Raw genomic sequence first — 20,400 nt, forward strand, 5'->3', positions numbered from 1 at the left:
TGATATCAAGATGAAAGAGAAACAAGCAGCAAATAAAAAGGAGAGAAAGCTATGAAATTAGGATTTGTAAGTGCAATTCTTGATACATGGAGTTTTGAGGAGATGATCGATTTCGCATCCTCCCATGGTTTCGAGTGTGTGGAAGTGGCATGCTGGCCGCAGGGAAAGGCAGAGCGCAGATATGCAGGTGTCAGCCACATCGACGTAGACAAGGTGCTTGAAGACGATGAGTATACAAAACATGTTTTAGATTACAGCAAAGAGAAAAATGTAGAGATTTCTTCTCTTGCATTTTACCCGAACACAATGGACGGAAACCTTGAGAAACGTGAAGCCGCTGTCTCACATTTGAAGAACGTGATCAGAGCAAGCCACAAACTCGGTGTCGGCATGGTTACAACATTTATCGGAAGAGACCAGGCGAAGACAGTAGAAGAGAACCTGGAACTGGTGAAAGAGGTATGGCCTTCCATCATTCAGCTTGCAGAAGAGCTTGATGTAAAAGTTGCAATTGAGAACTGCCCGATGTTATTCGGAGCAGACCAGTGGCCGGGCGGACAGAATCTGATGACAACTCCGAGAATCTGGAGACAGGTATTTGAGATTCTGAACAGTGACCATCTGGGAATCAACTACGATCCATCACACTTCGTATGGCAGATGATCGATTATATTAAGCCGATCTACGAATTTAAAGATAAGATCTTCCACGTACATTACAAAGACATCAAAGTATATCCTGACCGCCTGAATGACTGTGGAATCATGGCATATCCATTAGACTTCATGTCACCGAAGCTTCCGGGACTCGGAGATGTAGACTGGGGAAAATATGTTTCCGCACTGACAGACATCGGATATGACGGATGCACCTGCATCGAGGTAGAGGATAAGGCATTCGAAGGTACAAAGGAAAAAGTCGAGGCATCACTTGTATTAAGCCAGAGATATTTAAAGCAGTTTGTGATCTAGTCTCATCAGAAAAGTGAAAAAGAATATTCGCTTTAATGAGATCAGAAAACACACATTTATATAGAAGCAGAACAATTACATAAACAAAATAAATATCATATAAAAAGGAGAAAGAAAAAATGGGAAAATTAAGAATCGCAATCGTAGGATGTGGAGGAATCGCAAATCAGAAACACATGCCGTCTTTAAAGACACAGGCAGATAAGGCAGAAATGGTTGCTTTCTGTGACATTCTTCCAGAGCGTGCTGAGAAAGCAGCAAAGGAATACGGCGCAGAGGGAGCAAAGGTTTATACAGATTATAAAGAGATGCTTGCAGATACAAGCATTGAGATCGATGTTGTACATGTCTGCACTCCAAACGTGGCACACTGCCCGATCACAGTTGCAGCATTCGAGGCTGGAAAACATGTTATGTGCGAGAAGCCGATGGCTCACAACACAGAAGACGCTCAGAAGATGATCGACGCATGGAAGAAGTCAGGAAAGAAATTCACAATCGGATATCAGAACCGTCTGCGTGACGATACACAGACACTTCATGCATCCTGTGAAGCTGGAGAGCTTGGAGACATCTATTTTGCAAAGGCACACGCACTTAGAAGAAGAGCAGTTCCGACATGGGGCGTATTCCCGAACAAGGCATTACAGGGCGGCGGTCCTCTGATCGATATCGGAACACATGCACTGGACATCACACTCTGGATGATGGACAACTACGAACCAGAATCCGTAACAGGACAGGTATTCTACAAACTGGGACGCCAGGCAGACGGACCGGAAGGAAACGTATTCGGACCATGGGATCCTGAGACATTTGAAGTAGAAGATTCTGCATTCGGATTCGTTAAAATGAAAAATGGAGCAACCATTTACCTGGAAGCATCCTGGGCACTGAATGTATTAAAATCCATGGAAGCATCTACAACACTCTGCGGAACAAAAGCAGGCGCTGAGATCCACCACGGTGGAAGCTACCCACAGGATGAGCTGATCTACAACACAGTAGAGCACAATCAGCTGATGGAAAAGACAATCTCCCCAGCCGGAGTCGTAGACTTCTTCGAGGGCGGAGCAGCAGCAGAAGCAGTACGCGAGCAGGAGCAGTGGCTCAATGCAATCATCAACGACACAGATCCACTTGTAAAACCAGAGCAGGCATTCGTTGTAACACAGATTCTGGAAGGAATCTACAAATCAGCAGAGACAGGAAAAGAAGTTTTCTTTGACTAGATGTGACGCACATCTTGCAGAAAGCAATTTTCAAACGCGTTCTAAGACGCACGAAAACAGCAATCATTTCAGGGAGGAATATGGAGCATGGCTGGCAGACAGATTTATAATCCAGATGGATTCAAGAATATAGAAGCAGACGGAAAGACAGTCGGATATCAGTTCGAGTTTAAAGCACAGTATTATCGTGGAATCACCTTATCTATCGTAAGAGATATCAAGATAAATGTAGATGGTGAAGATGTTAAGAGAGAAGATATTCGTTTTACGGTAAACAATGAGACCTTTACATTGGAAGAGATGCGCACGGTAATCGATTCAGATTACCGCTGGGAATTTGGTGACTATGCAACAGTATCAGTCATGAAGGAGGGCGGACTTTCAAAAGGAAACCATCACATTCATGCAGTGCAGGTGATCGACCCATCTTACATGCCGTTTACGATCGAAGCAGTATGCGAAGCAGATTTTACCATTGAATAAGGAGGAACAAGACATGAGTTATGATATTAAAAGAAGTGTTTCCCTGTACAGTTATCAGGATGAATACTACGATAAAAAACTGGATCTGGAAGGCTGCCTTCGCGAGACTGCCAAGACAGGCGCAACAGGAGTCGAGCTTCTGGCGGAGCAGATGATCCGCAGATTCCCTCTTCCGATCGAGACAGAAGAGTTCAGAAACCAGTGGTTTGAATGGCTGAAGAAATATAATCTGGAACCATCCTGCTACGATGCATTTTTGGAAAACCACCTTTATGACAACCGTATGCTCTCTCTTGGTGAGCAGATCAATATGATGAAACGTGATATCCGCCTGGCATCTTTACTTGGATTCAAAAACTTACGTACACTGGTATCCACACCAATGGATGTCATCGAAGGAAGTCTTGAATATGCAGAGCAGATGGATGTGAAGATTGGTCTGGAAGTACATGCTCCATTCTCACTGAATTCAGGCTGGGCTGATGGTTACATGGAAATGATCCACCGCACCGGCACAAAATATTTCGGATTTATCCCGGATATGGGAATCTTCTGCAGGAACATCCCTGATGTGGTACGTGACAAGGCAAGAAGACACGGCGCATCCGAAGAGTGCATCAAGATCGTAGACGATGCTTATGCACAGAGAATAGAAAAAGGTTTTGTAAAGATCAAATATGACTTAAACCTTGGAAAAGCAAATATGGATTACCGTATGGCAAACGGAATGCAGGAAATGATGGATGCTGTCAAGGCAGCAGGCGGCGGCCCGGCTGATATGGAATATGCAGGATCATCCTTTACATATTCCTGGTCAGATCCGCAGGACATCATCGACAATATCGACTATATCTTCCATACACATGCGAAGTTCTACAACGTGCATGAAGATTATAAGGAGACAGCAGTTGCAATCCCTGAGGTAATCGAGGCATTTAAGAAGGCAGGTTATAAAGGATATTTGAGTTCAGAATATGAAGGCGGCGAGCATCTGCGAGCAGATATGCCGGTAGACAGTATCGAACAGGTACGCCGTCATCAGGAAGCAATGAGAAGAGCGATCGAAGAATAATTCAGATAGAAAGAGTTGTGAAAAATGGAAAAAATCAAATTAGGTATTGTTGGATTTGGATTTATGGGACACTGCGATGCAGATATGATGGCAACTTTCGATGAGATCGATCTGATCGCCGTAGCAGATACCAACCCGGAGCAGTTAAAAGATGCTCCGGAGGGGGTAGAGACATACGCATCCTTAGATGAAATGTTAGAAAAAGCGGATATCAATGTAGTGATGGTATCCACACCGAACCCGAGCCATCCGGAGATGGTGAAAAAGGCAGCGGCAGCGAAAAAGCATGTCATCTGCGAGAAACCGGCAGCAATGTCCGTAGCAGAATTTGATGAGATGGTAGAAGCCTGCAAAGAAAATGGGGTGCTCTTTACCGTACATCAGCAGAGAAGATGGGACAAAGACTACCGCATCATGAAAGAAGTCTATGACAAAGAAATGGTGGGAGATATGTACATCATCAAATCCCAGCTTTACGGAGTCAACGGCAACATGCATGACTGGCATGTTTACCCGGAGATGGGCGGAGGAATGCTCTACGACTGGGGTGTACATCTGATCGACCAGATGCTGGATATGGTGAAATCACCGATCGTATCCCTCTACGCAGATGTACAGAATGTCATCAACGAAAAGGTAGACGACTACTTTAAGATCATTATGAAGTTCAAAAACGGCGTGACAGCAGAGATCGAGCTGGGAACCTACTACCTGACACCAAAGCGTGCATGGTTCATCGGCGGAAAGAAAGGTTCTGCGATGATCGATGGATTCGCTGGAGAAGGCAAGATCGTCCGCACCGCACACTTGTTAGAAAATGTTCCGGGCAAGATCACGATGACAGCAGCAGGACCGACAAGAAGCTTCGGACCACCGGAGCCGGGTCTTCTGTCAGAAGAGGCACTGCCGGAAGTAAAGGTAGACCACAGAAATTACTTTGAACATTTCCTGAAAGCATTTAACGGGGAAGAAGAGATCATTGTTAAGCCGGAACAGGTAAGACGTGTACTCTGTGTAATGGATGCGGTCAGAGAGTCCGCAAAGACAGGAAAAGCAATCGAATTCGAAAAATAAAGAGCTGAGAAATAAAGAGCCGAAAAATAGAGATTCGAGAAAAATAGAGAAACGGAGAGGAATCAATCATGGCAGATTATGAAACCCAGGTTGTCGTTATTGCAGGAGGTCCATCCGGACTGTCAGCAGCAGTACAGGCAGCAGAGGATGGAGCAGAAGTCATTGTACTTGAGAAGGCAGCAGCCGTAGGCGGCGCAGCCAATATGGGAATGGGACCGCTTGGTATCGGTACGAAATATCAGAAACAGCAGATGGAAGACATCACAGTTGAAAAAGCATTCAATATGTTTATGGAATACACACACTACAATGTAGATGCTAGACTGGTGAAGCGCTATTTCGAGCAGTCAGCAGAGACGATCGAATGGCTGGAAGACATGGGTGTGGAATTTGAAGGTGCATACCGCTACTTCCCGAAGTCAGAAGCTACCTGGCATATCGTAAAGACAGACCAGGGAATCGGACCAAGAGCTGCCTCCTTTATGAATAAAGCACTGTATTCCAGAGCACAGGAATTAGGTGTTAAGGTGTTATTAGAGACACCGGCTAAGAAGATCATTATGAAAGACGGCAAGGTTGCCGGAGTTCTGGCAACAGACAGAGACGGCAAGGAAGTAGAGATCGCCTGCAAGGCAGCAATCGTCTGCACAGGCGGAGCCGGATGCAACAAGAAGTTCATTCAGGAAGAGACTGGCTACAAACACGGAGAAGATATGTTCAACTTCGCAATCCCGGGTATCATGGGAGACGGTCTTAGAATGGCATGGGAAGCAGGAGCAGATAAGCTTCCGGTCAGAATCGAGCAGGCAGCAGCAGTAGAAGGTGTTGACGATCTTCCTGGAAGCGTCGGCAATATCATGGGACAGCCGAACCTTCTTGTAAACCTGGCAGGAAAACGTGTCATGAATGAGGACCATATGCAGAATGCAACCTACCTCTCCAATGTGGTTTCCCACCAGAAAGGCCGCGTATGTGTCAGCATTGTAGACTCCTCCATCGTGAAGTACTATATCAGAAACGGTGTGGATAACGTATCTATGGTACGCCCGGACCCGGATGTATCTGATTTCGTAGAAGGCGTAAAGATGGCACAGGCAAATGGAAACGAAGGTCTGTTCATCGCAGACAGCATCGAAGAGCTGGCTGAAATGGCAGGAATCGACGTGGATAACCTGGTAGATACTGTAGAAGAATACAACGATTTCTGCGACAGCGTAGATGAAGAATTCTTCAAGGATAAGAGATATTTAAGACCAATTGTAAAGGCTCCATTCTATGGCGCACGCATCCGTCCAGGCGGATATGGAACCGTCGGCGGTATCAGAATCAATGAAAACTGTGAGGCCTGCGACAAAGATTTCGAGCCGGTACCGGGACTCTATGCAGCCGGTGCAGATGCCTGCAACATTTATGATGACAGCTATATGTTCCTGCTTCCTGGAAATTCCATGGGATTTGCAGTTAATACCGGACGTATTGCAGGTATGAGTGCAGCAGAATATGTAGAAGACGAAGACTAAAGATTTGTAATACAAATGTAATACAACGTAATACAAGCATAATACAGGCATAATACGCAGCGTAGTTGCTGCAGCAAATTGACAGGCAGAGAGCGGAGTGAACAGCATGGAGAACTCCGCTCTTTTTAAAAAGAACGGATTACGGGGGTTTTGAAGATGAAAAAGGAAAAACGAATTGCGGTAAGCGTATTTATTATTGCTTTCGCATTTGGATTAAATATAACAGGAATCTCACCGGTTCTGGGAATCCTCAGCGAAAAATACCAGAAATATGGAACGAGTATGGTACAGCTTTTACAGACAATGCCATATCTGTTATTGATGGTGGGTTCCCTGCTGGTCGGATGGCTGACAACAAAAATAACAAAGAAAAAGATCGCTGTTTTCGGGCTGTTACTGATCGGTATCTGCGGAGTTCTTCCATTTTTTACAGAAAGCTTTGCAGTCCTTCTGGCGGCCAGACTGCTGATCGGATTCGGATTTGGTATTGTAGGGCCCATGAATACGGCGATTATCAGCGATTTCTTCGAACCGGATTCCAGAGCATCCTATATGGGGCTTCATGTGGTCGGTATGGGAGTCGGAACCATGGTGGGCAATCTGCTCGGCGGAGTCTTCACCCATGCGGGTTACCGGTATTTTTATCTGGTATATCTGATTGCATTTATCGGAATGGCAGGGGTGCAGGTGTTCCTGATCGAGACACCTCCGGTACAGACCGAGAAAGCATCGGACATGAAGCTGAATAAAATGGTGTTTGTGATTTCATTTGCTTCTTTTGTCCATACATTGTTTATCAATGCATACAGCACCAATATCGGAATCTACATTTTAGAAAATATTACAGATGACCCGTCGATCACGGGAATTGTTACAGCGGTCAATGCGGCATTTGCCCTGATGATCGGAATGCTTTTCGGAAGAATCTCCAAAGTATTAAAGATCTATACCCTGCCGTTTTCAATCCTTGCGGCGGCAGTCGGATACGGCGCGCTGCTTGTGGTACCGGGAATGGCCGGCGTATATCTGACCAGTGCTCTGTGTGGCGTCTCCTTAAGCAGTTTTATGGCGATGGCATCTTATCTGATCTCCATTTCCGTAGAGCAGGAGGCAGTCGCAAAAGCAAGCGGAATGTTTTCCATTATTGGGGGAATCGGCGGACTGATCGCGCCGATCGTATTGGGAAATGCGGCATCCGGTATCCTGGGAAGCAATACGGCGAAGAATCAGTTCATTGTTGCTTTTGCCGGAATGCTGATATTTAGTGTAGCTGCTCTGATCGCAGCACAAAGAGGAAGAAAAGCAGAGAGAAAGTAAAGAAGGAGGAAATCAAAATGGCAGTCATTACAATAGACGGAAAAAGACTGGAAGTTGAAGAGAATAAAAATATATTAGATTGTGCATTGGAAAATGGCATCTATATCCCACATCTGTGCCACCACAAGGACTTAAGTCCTTTAGGTTCCTGCAGAATGTGTATCGTGGAGGTGGAAGGGGAAGAACAGGTACAGACCTCTTGTACATTAAAAGCAAAAGATGGTATGGTAATAACAACAAAAACGCCGAAGCTGGAGAAGTTGAGAATGCTTGCACTGGAGCTTCTGCTGACCGGGCATCCTGAAGACTGCTCCACCTGCCCGAAGTATGGAAACTGTGAGCTTCAGATGCTGATCCAGTATATCGGACCGAAGACCGGACGTCTGAAAATGCGTACAAAGGGATTTAAGGCAGAGGAGGGGAACCCGCTTCTCCTTCATGACATGAACCGCTGTGTTCTCTGTGGAAGATGCGTCCGTGCATGTAACGAACTGCGCGGAGTCAAGGTCCTTCAATATCAGAAGAAGGAGATGGAGACCTATGTCGGCACCTTACATAACAAGCTGTTAAAAGACGCAGACTGCCGTTTCTGCGGAGCCTGTGCAGAGGTGTGCCCGACTGGTACGATCCGTGACAAGCTGATCGACTCCGAAGTGAAGAGAGAGGATGCCATCGTTCCATGCCGTCATGCATGTCCGGCACACACAGATGTTCCGCGTTATATCAGACACGTCAAAAATGGTGAGTACGATGAGGCCGCAGCAGTCATCCGTGAAAAAGTACCGTTCCCGAAGGCTCTCGGATACATTTGTAATCATGTCTGTGAACTGGAGTGTAAGAGAAAAGAAGTCAATGAGGCAATGTCGATCCGCAATATCAAGCGTTATGCAGCAGATCACGACACCGGGTCTTACTGGAAAGGGAAAGGCAAGCAGCTTGCAGATACAGGAAAGAAGGTCTGTGTTGTAGGCGGCGGCCCGGCAGGAATGACAGCAGCTTACTATCTGAGAAAACAGGGACATGACGTGACGATCAAAGAGGCGCTTCCGAGCGTGGGCGGTATGATGGCATACGGAATCCCATCTTATCGTCTTCCAAGAGAGATCATTGCGGAGGAAGCAAAGGTCATCGAAGAGCAGGGCGTTAAGATTGAGGTCAATACAAGAGTCGAGAATCCACAGGAGCTTCTGAAAGAGTATGATGCAGTACTGATGACCATCGGCGGACATCAGGGCGTGCGTCTTCCGATGGAAGGCAACAGCCTGGACGGCGTGATCCTGAATGCAGATTTCTTAAGAAATGCAAGCATGGGAAAAGAGACCGGAATCGGGGAAAGAATCATTGTCCTGGGCGGTGGAAACGTGGCATTTGACTGTGCAAGAACCGCAAAGAGACTCGGTGCGAAGGAAATTCATCTGGCATGTCTGGAAGCAAGAGATGTCATGACAGCAGATGAAGAAGAGATCACGCAGGCACAGGAAGAGGGCATTTTCGTACATCCGGCACAGACCTTTGAGAGAATCACAGGTACAGATCATGTAACAGGTGTTGACTTTATGAATGTAAAATCCTTCACCTTTGATGAGAACCGTCGTGCGATCATTGAAAAAGAAGAAGGGTCCGAACATCATATTGATGCAGATACCGTTATTTTTGCCGTAGGACAGAGACCGGATATTACGGAAGAAGCAGGACTGGAATTAGGAAGAGGCAACAGCATCGTTGTGAAGGATATGGAACATGACAAGATGACTTCTGTTCCGAAGATTTTTGCAGCAGGAGATGCCATCTACGGTACAAAATCTGTTATCATGGCGATCGAATCAGGAAGACAGGCGGCAAGCCAGATCGATCAGTATCTGGGAGGCAGCGGAGATATTTCCGAAGTCCTTGCACCTGTGGAAAAAGCTGATCCATATATCGGACAGTGTCCGGGATTCGGTTATCAGGAAAGGAAGAAACCGCAGGTAGATGCGCCGGAATCACGGTGCAGTGATTTCCACCTGTTTGATCATGGAATCTGTGAAGAGGATATCTGTGCAGAGGCAGGACGGTGTCTGCAGTGCGACTTAAGACTTCAGATATCCAGACCAAGCTTATGGGGCGATTATGCAGAACAAAAGGAGGCCGAATAAGATGAGTGCGTTAGAACAGGTTAAGAAATTAAGCAGAGAAGAAGTATTGGATAAGATTGCAGCGCTTGGAATCGAAGAATACGGGCTCGTGAACCAGAAGCTGTCCGACCGCCTTGTGGCGGCAGTTCAGGAAAGTAAAGAAGAGGGAAAAGAGACAGGCGTCGTATGTGCACTGAATAATGCGGATACGGACGGTGTTCTTCTGGAAGTTCTGCGGTCAGAGCCGGAAAAGGTTCTGGAGGGAATTGCGATTGCTGCATATGTACTGGAAAGTGAAAATATGGTACTATATATACCTGATTATGCAAAAGAGACGGCAGAGGATGAACGCCTTAACCAGGCGGCTGACAAGTATCAGGTCACCTTACAGACCGGACTTGTGGATGTAAGGGCCAGCCAGGGCAAGGCGCTCCTTCATCTGATCACGGCAGCAGAGCTTGCAGATGCATTCAATGACTCCTATGAGCCGGAAATCTTTGTATCTGTCAATGGACAGGCACTTCAAAAGGTTTCCTGTGAGACGAAGATCGCAGATCTTGTTTCCCTGGAAGGCGCAAAAGCAGTACAGCTCGGATACCAGTATTACACCCCTGCGGAAGCAGAGGAACTGACTGTGGCAAGCGCAGGGATTACAAACGGCGTGATCCGTGTCCTGGCAGAGAAAGACTGTATCGTTGCGGAGACAGAGAAGCGCTTGAGCGCATCCAGAATGTTAAGCTGCGGGAAATGCGTTTTCTGCCGGGAAGGTCTGATTCAGCTGACGCATATGCAGAAAGAGACGGCAGCAGGAAAAGGAAAGGCAGAGTTCCTTGATATGACACAGGAGATCGGCGAGGCGATGACATTTTCCACCCCGTGTACGATGGGACAGACCTCATCTCTGATCGCACTGTCTGCAGTGCAGAAGTTCGGCAGCGAATATGAGGCACACATTAAGAAGAAAGCATGTCCGGCAGGAGTGTGCTTCTCCACAGAAACGATTTATATCGATCCGAAGACCTGCGATGGCTGCGGAGAATGTATGGACGTATGTTCTCTGGACTGCATCGAAGGAAAAGCAGGATATATCCATATGATCGATGATATTGACTGCGACAGATGCGGAAAATGTATGGAGGTCTGCGAGGCAGGCGCCATCCAGAAGACATCCGGAAAGCTTCCGAAGCTGCCGAACAGACTGACCAAGGTGGGCAGATTTAAGAAGAGATAGCAATACAAAAGATTGGGGAAACAAGATGGATTCCGAACGTAAACTCATGCAATTTTATTTTATTACAAAGGCTGAGATATCCGCACATTACCATCAGAACCCGGAGCTGTTCTATATCCTCCGGGGGAAGATGGAGGTCAAGATCGACGACGCGGTGTTTCTGATGAACCCGGGCGATATGATTCTGATCAATGCCAATAAACAGCATTTAATGTCAGCCCAGAGTGACGATGTGCTTGGGGCGAGGGTGGAGATCGACTTTCACCTGCTGGCGGAACACATGGGAACGATGCAGCTTTTCTTCTGGTGCAATACCGTGGCAGATAAAAATGAGGCATACCAGGATCTGCGCGCTCTGTTGGACCGGATCCTGGCAAGATATTTTGAGAAGGATGACAAAGGCGCGCTGTATTTGAATGCCCTGTATTATGAGACGCTCTATGTATTGACGAGCAACTTTCTGATCAAGACAGATGATGTGCGTGCACGGTATGATGATTCTCAGGACAGCATCCGTATCCGGCAGATTCAGAATTATATCCAGGCCAACTACCAGACCCAGATTAGCCTGAATGATCTGGCAGACCGCCTGTATCTGTCCAATGCATATCTGTCGAAATACATTAAAAAGAATATGGGACTGACGTTTATGGAATATCTGAATAATGTGCGTCTGTTCCACGCAGTGGATGAACTGCTTTATACAAAAAAGAATATCACGCACATTGCATTAGATAATGGATTTCCGACCTCGGCTGCATTTACAAAGGCGTTTCGGGACATGTACAGAGAGGCGCCAAGTGAATATCGCAAAAAGGCACAGAACCAGCAGGATATAACAGACCATACGCAGACTCTGACGGAGGCGGAAAGACAGCACGTTATGGAATACCTGAAATTCAGGGAGCACAAAGAGGCACCGGAGGCAAAAAACAGCAGGCAGTGTACGGTAGATGTGAAGGAAATAAAAGAAAAATTGTCATCGTGTTGCAAGGCTGTCAGCCTTGGAGATGCATATTCGCTCCTCCAGTCAGACGTGCAGAGCCAGTTAAAAGAGATCCAGAAGGAGAGCGGAGTAAAGTATATTCGAATCTGGAATCTGTTATCCCGTGAGAATTGTTTCAATGAAAAAGAAGGATACAATTTCCATAAGATGGATCTTGTACTGGATTTTTTGATCGAGAATCAAATGAAGCCCTATTTGGAGCTGGGGCATAAACCAACTCTGTTTATGTATACGCCTGAGCGGAGTGTCAAAGAAGAGGAAACAACACCGGGGATCTATAAAATAAAGGTTTTTCAGGATATCATCACCGCGCTCTGCCTTCATCTTGTGAACCGTTACGGGGTCGATGAGATTGAAACATGGTATTTCGAGTACTGGAATGCACCGCAGCTCAAAATAACGGATGAAGACGGAGCGTATTATCTTTACTTTGAAACCATATACCGGACGTTAAAAGAGATATCCCCGGCCATCAAAGTCGGCGGAGCAGGGTTTATTCTGGGATATGAGACTCTATTGTGCAAAGATATTTTCCAGATTTGGAAAAAGCGGGATATCCACCCGGATTTCCTTTCTTTCTGTTCGTTCCAGTATGTTGCAATGATTGAGAGTGGAATACGCTATGGAAGAAAATCCATCGACTGCAGCTATATAAAGAACCAGGTGGACATCATGAAGAAAGTGATGGAAGAGGCCGGGTTCGTTCCCGGTGAATTCCACATTGATGAATGGAATTTCACAATCTCCAATCGGAATGTCCTGAATGACAGTTGTGAACAGGGGGCTTACATTCTGAAGAACTTTATTGATATGAATGGTTCTGTGGACTTTATGGCGTACTGGCATGCTCTTGATCTCTATTCGGATTATTATGACACGGATTCCATTCTGAACGGAGATTCCGGGATGATCTCAAGGGACGGTATCCGCAAGCCATCTTTTTATGCATTGTCCTTTATGAATAGACTGCTTCACAATGTACTGAAAAGGGATGAGAATTCCATAGTGACTACCAACAGCAGAGATCGGTACGTAATCGCCTGCCATAACTTCAAAAGGCTTTCCTCCCGCTATGTATTTACAGAGGAAGATGAGATCAGAATCGAGGAGCTGGATGATTATATGGAAGACACAGACTCCATAAAGCTGAACTTTACATTAGACAATGTGAAGAATGGAAGCTATCTTGTGAAGATCTATTATGTGAATAAAGAAAACGGAAGCGCCCAGGATATCTGGAAACAGATGGAGTATACCAAAGGGCTTGCCAGAGATGAGATCGAGTATCTCAAGAAGAGCGCGATTCCCTGTATCGAGATGAAGAACATACAGGTAGACGACGGTGTACTTGAGATTGAAAATGTCCTGAAGGCCCAGGAGATCCGGTTGCTGGATATTCAGTACCGGTATCACATGTAAACGTATTGCATAAAATATCTATCGTAAAAATATATAAGCGTAAAATATGTCAATCTCAAAAGTAGCTGTACAAGCTTTAGAAAGTGCTTGTACAGCTGCTTTTTTGTTTTTTTATAAGTAGAATTCAAGGATTTGGGCATTCGTGTCCAGGCAGGAGAACGGCTTGAGGATACTTGTTTTCCTGTAAAACAAAAAAGCGCGTACATTTTTTGCTCTGCACGTTTTCTATAGGAAAAACACAGCAATTATTTTGTCTGAAACAGGGAAAATGCAGGGAAGAGAAAAGGTGGAAAAGGCAGTAGAATGAGTACATCAAGAAAGAAAACGGAGGTAAAACATGAGGGTATTAGGAATCTCCTTTGGGAGAAAGAATCAGCGCAGTGACGTGATGGTAAAAGAAGCATTGTTTGCAGCGAAGAAAGCGGGGGCAGAAGTCGAGTTCATTAACACGGTAAGAATGGATATCGGACACTGCCGTGCCTGTGATTATTGCAGCAGGCTGCGTGATCAGGGTGAGCCGGAGATCCACTGCTGTATGAAGGATGATTATCATATTCTGGAAGAAGCGTGCCTGAATGCAGATGGTATCATTATTGCCGCACCAGTATATGCGGTGGGAATCGTAGGACAGTTCAAGAACTTTGTGGACCGTTTCGGACCATCCCATGACCGCGCAGCACTGCTTGAAGAAAATAAGAAGAGAAAAGAAGAAGGAAAGCCGGAGCTTGATCCTAGATATTTCAAAGACCGCTACACAGGCTTCATCTCTGTCGGCGGTGCTCAGACACATAACTGGGTATCATTAGGACTGCCGATGCTGGATCTGTTCAGCTTCTCATTCTGCATGAAATGCGTAGGACATGTGGATGCATATGATCAGGGAAGAACAGGGCATCCACTGTTTGACCAGGAGTTGATGGCAAAATGTGCCGAGCTTGGGAAAGCAGTTGCAGAGTCACTTGGAAAACCATATGATGATGTAGATACATGGGTCGGCGAAGAGGGCGTATGTCCGGTCTGCCACAATCCGCTTCTGAGCATGAATGGAACCACACATGTAGAGTGTCCGATCTGCGGAATCTGGGGCAATCTGTCTGTAGACGGAGACAAGGTAAAAGTAGAATGGCCGCAGGAAGAAATCGACCGTGCGCGCAATACCAATATCGGAATCTACGAGCATTACAATGAGATTCAGAATATGATCAAGGTATGTGTGCCGAAACTGGTTGCAAATAAAGACACTCTTCCGAAGATGATGGAAAAGTATATACATTTTGAGGAAACGATAGAGAACATGTAAATGAGGAGGAAATTATGAAGGAGCAGAAACTTAATGCTTATGGCATGACGCCATTGACTGCCAAGCATTATTTTGTATATGGGTTAGGAAACTTTGCATCACAGTTGTCCTGGACAATGGTCAGCACATATCTGTCTATTTTTTACACTGATGTATTCGGACTTGGAACCGGTGCAGTTGCACTTCTGATGCTGATTGCAAAAGTGTGGGACGGAATCAATGATCCAATGATGGGAACCATCATGGAACGTACACACACCAAACATGGAAGATTCAGACCATACATCTTCGTCGGTGCGATTTTCCTTGTTATCTTTACCGTACTGACCTTTACCGTACCGGGATTTGGCGGACCGGCAAAATTAGCTTATGCTTATATTACATATATCGGCCTGGGTATGTCTTATACAGTAACAAACGTGCCATATCTTGCACTGCCGGTTGTTATGACAAGAGATCCTAAGGAAATCAACAAGCTGAATGCTGCACAGATGATGGGAATGACGATCGGACAGATCATTCTGAACCTGTTCGTACTTAAGCTGGTACTGTGGTTCGGAAAAGGAAACGAAGCAGCAGGTTACCAGAAGACAGCTATCATGCTTGCACTGATCGCACTGCCGATGTTCTGGGCAGTTGCCATTCTGTCAAAAGAAAGAATCACCGTAAAGAAAGAAGACCAGGGAAAAGTCAGCGAAGGCTTAAAGCTCATATTCAAGAACAAGAACCTTTTATGTGCCATGCTCTATTCTTTCTTCAACATGTTCGGTATGCTTGGACGTATCTCTGTCGCAGTTTACTTTTATCTGCACTGTGTACAGAACTTTACCTTCATCACTGTATTCATGATGATGCAGATGATCGTCGGAACACTGATCATGCCATTTACACCAAAGATCATCGAGAGATTTGGAAAGAGAAATACAGCCATTATTTCCATGGTTATCCAGGGCTCTGCACTGATCATCCTCTTCTTCGGACCATATGAAAATATCGTATTTGACTTTGTAGTCCTGATTTATTACGGACTCGGATACGTAGCAGGTCCTTGTGGAGCAGGTATGATGGTAGATGCAATCGATGATTTTGATGACAAGCACGGATGCCGTAATGACGGTATGGCATTCTCCTTCCAGGGAACAGCCATCAAGATCGCAACAGCAATTGCAAACTCTTTATTCCTCTTAGTAATGGGTGCATTCGGTTATGTAGGAGGCGGCGAGATCACTCCACACGTACAGACAGGTATCAATATAGCAGCCAACCTGCTTCCAGGTATTGTATTCTTAATTGGAATCATCCCGCTTATAATCTATAACCTGGATAAACCGGGATATATGGATGGAGTCAGAGCAAGACTGACAGCAAGAGATAAAGCAAAACACACAATCGTAGCAGACGGTGAAATAGAAGAATAGGAATTATTTTGCTCCATTATTGAAGTCCCCCGCTATAATGCTGAATAGGCATAAGCGGGGGACTTCTTTGAAAAGATGATTGCTGGATTCTTTCGTATCTTCGGAATTTGAGGTGTGCTCTCAATGGTATTGTATTATAAAGGTTATGAAGTTTAGCACAAATCCACACAAAATGATGGCATTATGGTATAATTCTATAAAATAAGCCGATGTTGAATTTCCCTGGCCAATGAGAGGATAATGAGAATGAAAAGAAGAGGTATGTGTTTTACAGCAGTGACTGTTTTGGTTTCTATGCTGCTTGGCGGATGTAAGGGAAGTTCAGATCCGGATTCCCTTAAGATTAAGGAAACAAAGAAAGAAAAGACCGTGCTGACCATGTTCCTGCCCATGGATGGAACTGGACAGGCAGTTTCCACATATCGGAATGCAATTGCAGATTATAATAAGACTCAGGAAGAGGTTGAGATCCGGGTAGATGGGATTCCGACTGCTGATGGCTATAATGAAGCACTGGAACGCAGATTGAAAGAAGGAGGAGAGGGGGCCGACCTCTTTGTGGTCAATGCAGACAGCGTAAAGGGGCTGTATGAAGATGGCTATTTTATGGATCTGTCCGACCTGTCTGTGTATGATCAACTCAATGAAAATGCAAAGATGCAGTCTAAAATAGGTGATATTGTATATACGATTCCATTGCAGATGACAGCCTATGGGCTTTATGTGAACGTGGAGATACTTAAAGAGTTCGGTCTGGAAGTACCTCAGAACCGGGAGGAATTCCTGCATTGCTGTCAGGTGCTCAAAGATGGCGGGATTACCCCAATCAGTCTGAACCGCTGGTATGCGTTGACAACATATACGATGGGTGCGGGGCTGGCACCTATTTATCAGGCAGAGAATAAGGATGAAATTATCGCTGGATTAAATGATGGCAGTGTAAAAATCGGAGATTATATGGTGGAGGGATTCCGCCTGTTCCAGGAATTAGTCCAGAAAGGGTATTATGGCGACAATATTACGGCTGCAGAGACGGATAAAATCAGAGCTGGAATTCAGGGAATTGAGAAGTTTAGAAACGGAGAGAATGCCTTTTTAGCTTCTCCGCTTGGCACTGAGAAGGGGATAGATGATGCTGGCGATGGGAAGATGGATTTTGTACAGATAGGATTTCCTGTACTTTCCGATGGTTCTGTCAGTATTCCATCCGCAGGTGCCAGACTATGTGTTAATGCGAAGGGGAAACATTCTAAAGAGGCTTACGCTGCAGCCGAATATCTGACAACGGTAAAGTTTCAGGATTTGGCGAATTCAGAGAGCGGCTATCCCTCCGCTGCTGTAGGAGACAAAAAGGATGAAATTGATGAAAGATGTATGTCTCTGTATGAAAAATCAATTGAACAAGGGCAGGTCCCGATTGAGGATATGTCTCTTCATTTTACTTATTGGGATACGATACGGGAGCTGTGCTTGAAGGTAATCGATGGTATGACGCCCGAGGAGGCTGCGGAGGAATATAACCAGATTCAGGCAGCACAGATTGAGGAGAACGGTCCTTAGAAATTGCAGGTGATAAAGCTGTGAAAAATGCAGATAAGAACATTAAGAAATACCGAAGTGGTAAGCTTGTCCTTATGATAGCAGCAATTATTTTTGTTGTGCTGGCCGCAGGAATCAGTACTAATCTGGTCGGCAGAATCCGGGAAAGGGTCAGGAGTACGTCTGTTCAGGTCATTAGTGAGCTGACAGACAACAAGGCAAAAGTATTAGTTGATATTTTGAATGAAGCGGAGGATGATCTGCTTGTTCTTTCCAGATACTTGGGCGAGGAAAAGGAAACCGTTCGTCAGGTACAGATTATTGACCAATTCCAGGCAACACATTCCCTGGAGGCATTGGCTGTCCAGGATGCCAATGGGAATGATATTTATGGGAACGTGGACGAGATGTGTATGAATGGAATTCCCGAGGAATTTGATGAGGCGCTCGATGTGGGTCCTTTAGAGGCCGTATGGGATACTGCGCTTGATTTAAGTGGCAGGCGTATGGTCCTATTTGGCGTGTCCATACCTGGCGGAGGCTGTATCTATGGAGCGTTAGGGGCGGAGAGTCTGGAGAATGCCTATGGAGAGACCACCTACGTGGATGAAGGATATAGCTACATCGTAAAGAAGGATGGAGATATCGTCCTTCCCCCTGTTCGTTATAGTTATGAACAGATTTATATGAACATTGAAAATCTTTTAAAGGCCAATGGAAACGAGAAAGAAAAAGTAAATGCCTTCATGAAATCTCTGAATAGTGGAGATACGGGGTCTGTTGTTTTTTCCTTTGATGGGAATGAGCAGTTGATTTGTTTTGAACCACTGGCACTGGATAAGGCATGGCAGATCATTACGGTCGTGCCGCTGGCTGCAGTAGAAGCAGATGGTCACCAGATTATCAGGATGTCTGTATATATGGCGGTATGTATTGTGGCAGCACTGGCTTTAGTTCTGATCTGCGGGATTGCCTTCTTCTTTTTTAATCAGAGGAAGCAGAAAGAAAATGATAAGTTCCTCAGGAGGATTTACCAGGCTATTTCAGAGAACATTGATACCGTTATTTTCATTCTGGATGATGCATCCTCCACTCTGGATTATGTGTTCGAAAACAGTCAGAGGATATTGGGGATAGGTGCAGAAGAATTTATAGACCAGGTGGAACGTATTGACCATGGATTTCAGGTGAAGTTGGAGGAGCTTATGCAGATGGAACGGCCAAAGAAGTGGGCCGAGCGAGAACTGCAGGTCTATAATGACCGGATGAACCAGGATATGAGGCTGAAAGTAATCAGTTGTCCATTTTATCTGGGAGACTCCCGAAAATACATTTTTTCTGTGACGGATGTAACAGAAGAATATAAGTCCCGGGAAAATATTATTGCTGCGGTGACGGCAGCAGAACAAGCCAACGCGGCAAAGAGCCAGTTCCTGGCCAATATGTCTCATGATATCAGGACGCCTATGAATGGAATCGTGGGCATGACCTCTATTGCCATGATGAATCTGGACGACCGGGATAGAGTGGAGGACTGCTTAAAGAAGATTGACCTGTCCTCTAAGATGCTTTTAGGGCTCATTAATGACGTACTGGATATGTCTAAGATTGAGAGCGGCAAACTGGTCTTGAGCAGAGAACCGTTTGATTTGAAGGACTTTTTGGACAATATAGAGACTGTATTTCAAAATCAATTTCATGCGAAAAATCAAGAGTTCAGCATGCAGGTTCAGATTGAACACAGGGAACTTTCAGGAGATAAGACAAGGCTGAATCAGATATTTGTCAACCTATTGTCCAATGCGGTGAAATTTACTCCCGAAAATGGAAAGATTACTCTTTTGGTACAAGAGCTGGGGCAGAGGCATACAGGGTTCGCAGCGTATCGTTTCCAGGTGACTGATACAGGGATTGGAATGGAGCCGGAATTTCTGAAAAGGATTTTTGATCCCTTTGAGAGGGCCGATGGAGGCATTGTGAACAGGACAGAAGGAACTGGGCTTGGTATGGCGATCACGAAAAATCTTGTTACTGCCATGGGAGGCCAGATTTCTGTGGAAAGTAAGCCAGGACAGGGAACAACATTCTGTGTCGAGATGGAGCTTGCTTCTCAGGATACAAGCAGACTGGAAAGCAGTAGTATCAAAGAAGACCAGCAGTACTATGATTATTCGGCGAAGCGTTTTCTTTTGGCGGAGGATAATGAGTTGAACCGGGAGATTGCTGTTGAACTTTTAGGAAGCCGCGGTGCCATCGTGGAGTGGACTGAGAATGGAAAAGAGGCAGTGGATCGTTTTGTATCCAGACAGGAGGGCTATTATGATGCCATTCTGATGGATATCCAGATGCCTGTGATGAATGGATATGAAGCAGCCCAGGCGATTCGGGCATCCGATCATCCCCAGGCAGCATCGATTCCAATCATCGCGATGACGGCCAATGCATATGTGGAAGATGTGAAGGCGGCAAAAGATGCGGGGATGAATGGTCATGTGGCGAAGCCGATTGATATAGATCAGATTTCAAGAGCATTGAGCGAAGCAATGTAGGAATTACAAAGAGATGTCCATTTCGTTTTAAAGACGGAGTGGGCATTTGTTTTATCCGATTATATTGGAAATAATAGAGAGAATCCATTATAATAGAACTGTTAATTTACATCGTTCAGGTCTATAAGCGTTACAAAGTATGGGTAAGCGGGGA

Annotated in this window: 15 protein-coding genes; all 15 read left to right on the forward strand. The window is 45.4% G+C overall.

Translation table 11 applies throughout. The features are described 5' to 3' along the window. The first annotated feature begins 51 nt into the window (after positions 1–51). Positions 52–972, forward strand: a complete 921-nt coding sequence (locus tag HGO97_RS16995) for a sugar phosphate isomerase/epimerase family protein (RefSeq protein ID WP_216244090.1) — start codon at positions 52–54, stop codon at positions 970–972. A 119-nt stretch (positions 973–1,091) separates the two neighbouring features. Then, on the forward strand, positions 1,092–2,204 hold the full coding sequence (locus HGO97_RS17000) for a Gfo/Idh/MocA family protein (protein ID WP_216244092.1): 1,113 nt from the start codon (positions 1,092–1,094) through the stop codon (positions 2,202–2,204). Next, positions 2,197–2,337: a DUF6783 domain-containing protein gene (locus HGO97_RS24560; protein ID WP_408610867.1), complete on the forward strand. Its 141-nt coding sequence runs from the start codon at positions 2,197–2,199 to the stop codon at positions 2,335–2,337. Before HGO97_RS17000 ends, HGO97_RS24560 begins: the two co-directional genes overlap by 8 nt. After that, on the forward strand, positions 2,292–2,687 hold the full coding sequence (locus HGO97_RS17005; RefSeq protein WP_216244094.1) for a C-glycoside deglycosidase beta subunit domain-containing protein: 396 nt from the start codon (positions 2,292–2,294) through the stop codon (positions 2,685–2,687). The genes HGO97_RS24560 and HGO97_RS17005 overlap by 46 nt, the downstream gene beginning before the upstream one ends. A gap of 13 nt (positions 2,688–2,700) precedes the next feature. Beyond that, positions 2,701–3,759, forward strand: a complete 1,059-nt coding sequence (locus tag HGO97_RS17010; protein ID WP_216244096.1) for a sugar phosphate isomerase/epimerase family protein — start codon at positions 2,701–2,703, stop codon at positions 3,757–3,759. 24 nt (positions 3,760–3,783) lie between these two features. Next, positions 3,784–4,833: a Gfo/Idh/MocA family protein gene (locus HGO97_RS17015; RefSeq protein WP_216244098.1), complete on the forward strand. Its 1,050-nt coding sequence runs from the start codon at positions 3,784–3,786 to the stop codon at positions 4,831–4,833. 68 nt (positions 4,834–4,901) lie between these two features. Continuing rightward, a complete protein-coding gene (locus HGO97_RS17020) occupies positions 4,902–6,353 on the forward strand; it encodes an FAD-dependent oxidoreductase (RefSeq protein ID WP_216244101.1) in 1,452 nt (483 codons plus the stop codon). A gap of 156 nt (positions 6,354–6,509) precedes the next feature. After that, positions 6,510–7,670, forward strand: coding sequence for an MFS transporter (locus HGO97_RS17025; RefSeq protein ID WP_216244102.1), 1,161 nt, complete (start codon positions 6,510–6,512; stop codon positions 7,668–7,670). 17 nt (positions 7,671–7,687) lie between these two features. Beyond that, entirely contained in the window at positions 7,688–9,805 is a 2,118-nt protein-coding gene (locus tag HGO97_RS17030) for an FAD-dependent oxidoreductase (RefSeq protein WP_216244104.1), read from the forward strand. Position 9,806: 1 nt separating this feature from the next. Further along, complete coding sequence (locus HGO97_RS17035; RefSeq protein WP_216244106.1) at positions 9,807–11,015, forward strand: NADH-ubiquinone oxidoreductase-F iron-sulfur binding region domain-containing protein; 1,209 nt, start codon at positions 9,807–9,809, stop codon at positions 11,013–11,015. Between the two features lie 46 nt (positions 11,016–11,061). Then, positions 11,062–13,440, forward strand: coding sequence for a GH39 family glycosyl hydrolase (locus tag HGO97_RS17040; protein ID WP_246597531.1), 2,379 nt, complete (start codon positions 11,062–11,064; stop codon positions 13,438–13,440). Positions 13,441–13,777: 337 nt separating this feature from the next. Beyond that, positions 13,778–14,740, forward strand: coding sequence for a flavodoxin family protein (locus tag HGO97_RS17045; RefSeq protein ID WP_216244110.1), 963 nt, complete (start codon positions 13,778–13,780; stop codon positions 14,738–14,740). A gap of 14 nt (positions 14,741–14,754) precedes the next feature. Further along, positions 14,755–16,158: an MFS transporter gene (locus HGO97_RS17050; RefSeq protein ID WP_216244112.1), complete on the forward strand. Its 1,404-nt coding sequence runs from the start codon at positions 14,755–14,757 to the stop codon at positions 16,156–16,158. Positions 16,159–16,404: 246 nt separating this feature from the next. Further along, on the forward strand, positions 16,405–17,718 hold the full coding sequence (locus HGO97_RS17055) for an ABC transporter substrate-binding protein (protein ID WP_216244114.1): 1,314 nt from the start codon (positions 16,405–16,407) through the stop codon (positions 17,716–17,718). 20 nt (positions 17,719–17,738) lie between these two features. Then, entirely contained in the window at positions 17,739–20,246 is a 2,508-nt protein-coding gene (locus tag HGO97_RS24275) for an ATP-binding protein (protein WP_216244115.1), read from the forward strand. Positions 20,247–20,400: the final 154 nt, after the last annotated feature.

Source organism: Faecalicatena faecalis (assembly GCF_012524165.2).
Taxonomy (GTDB): domain Bacteria; phylum Bacillota; class Clostridia; order Lachnospirales; family Lachnospiraceae; genus Faecalicatena_A; species Faecalicatena_A faecalis.

What these genes read in the sequence shown, in the direction of transcription:
- HGO97_RS17035 (WP_216244106.1), top strand. Translation starts at nt 9,807, where the DNA reads ATGAGTGCGTTAGAACAGGTTAAGAAATTAAGCAGAGAAGAAGTATTG.
- HGO97_RS17045 (WP_216244110.1), top strand. Translation starts at nt 13,778, where the DNA reads ATGAGGGTATTAGGAATCTCCTTTGGGAGAAAGAATCAGCGCAGTGAC.
- HGO97_RS17000 (WP_216244092.1), top strand. Translation starts at nt 1,092, where the DNA reads ATGGGAAAATTAAGAATCGCAATCGTAGGATGTGGAGGAATCGCAAAT.
- HGO97_RS17040 (WP_246597531.1), top strand. Translation starts at nt 11,062, where the DNA reads ATGCAATTTTATTTTATTACAAAGGCTGAGATATCCGCACATTACCAT.
- HGO97_RS17010 (WP_216244096.1), top strand. Translation starts at nt 2,701, where the DNA reads ATGAGTTATGATATTAAAAGAAGTGTTTCCCTGTACAGTTATCAGGAT.
- HGO97_RS17005 (WP_216244094.1), top strand. Translation starts at nt 2,292, where the DNA reads ATGGCTGGCAGACAGATTTATAATCCAGATGGATTCAAGAATATAGAA.
- HGO97_RS17030 (WP_216244104.1), top strand. Translation starts at nt 7,688, where the DNA reads ATGGCAGTCATTACAATAGACGGAAAAAGACTGGAAGTTGAAGAGAAT.
- HGO97_RS17050 (WP_216244112.1), top strand. Translation starts at nt 14,755, where the DNA reads ATGAAGGAGCAGAAACTTAATGCTTATGGCATGACGCCATTGACTGCC.
- HGO97_RS17055 (WP_216244114.1), top strand. Translation starts at nt 16,405, where the DNA reads ATGAAAAGAAGAGGTATGTGTTTTACAGCAGTGACTGTTTTGGTTTCT.
- HGO97_RS16995 (WP_216244090.1), top strand. Translation starts at nt 52, where the DNA reads ATGAAATTAGGATTTGTAAGTGCAATTCTTGATACATGGAGTTTTGAG.
- HGO97_RS17020 (WP_216244101.1), top strand. Translation starts at nt 4,902, where the DNA reads ATGGCAGATTATGAAACCCAGGTTGTCGTTATTGCAGGAGGTCCATCC.
- HGO97_RS17015 (WP_216244098.1), top strand. Translation starts at nt 3,784, where the DNA reads ATGGAAAAAATCAAATTAGGTATTGTTGGATTTGGATTTATGGGACAC.
- HGO97_RS17025 (WP_216244102.1), top strand. Translation starts at nt 6,510, where the DNA reads ATGAAAAAGGAAAAACGAATTGCGGTAAGCGTATTTATTATTGCTTTC.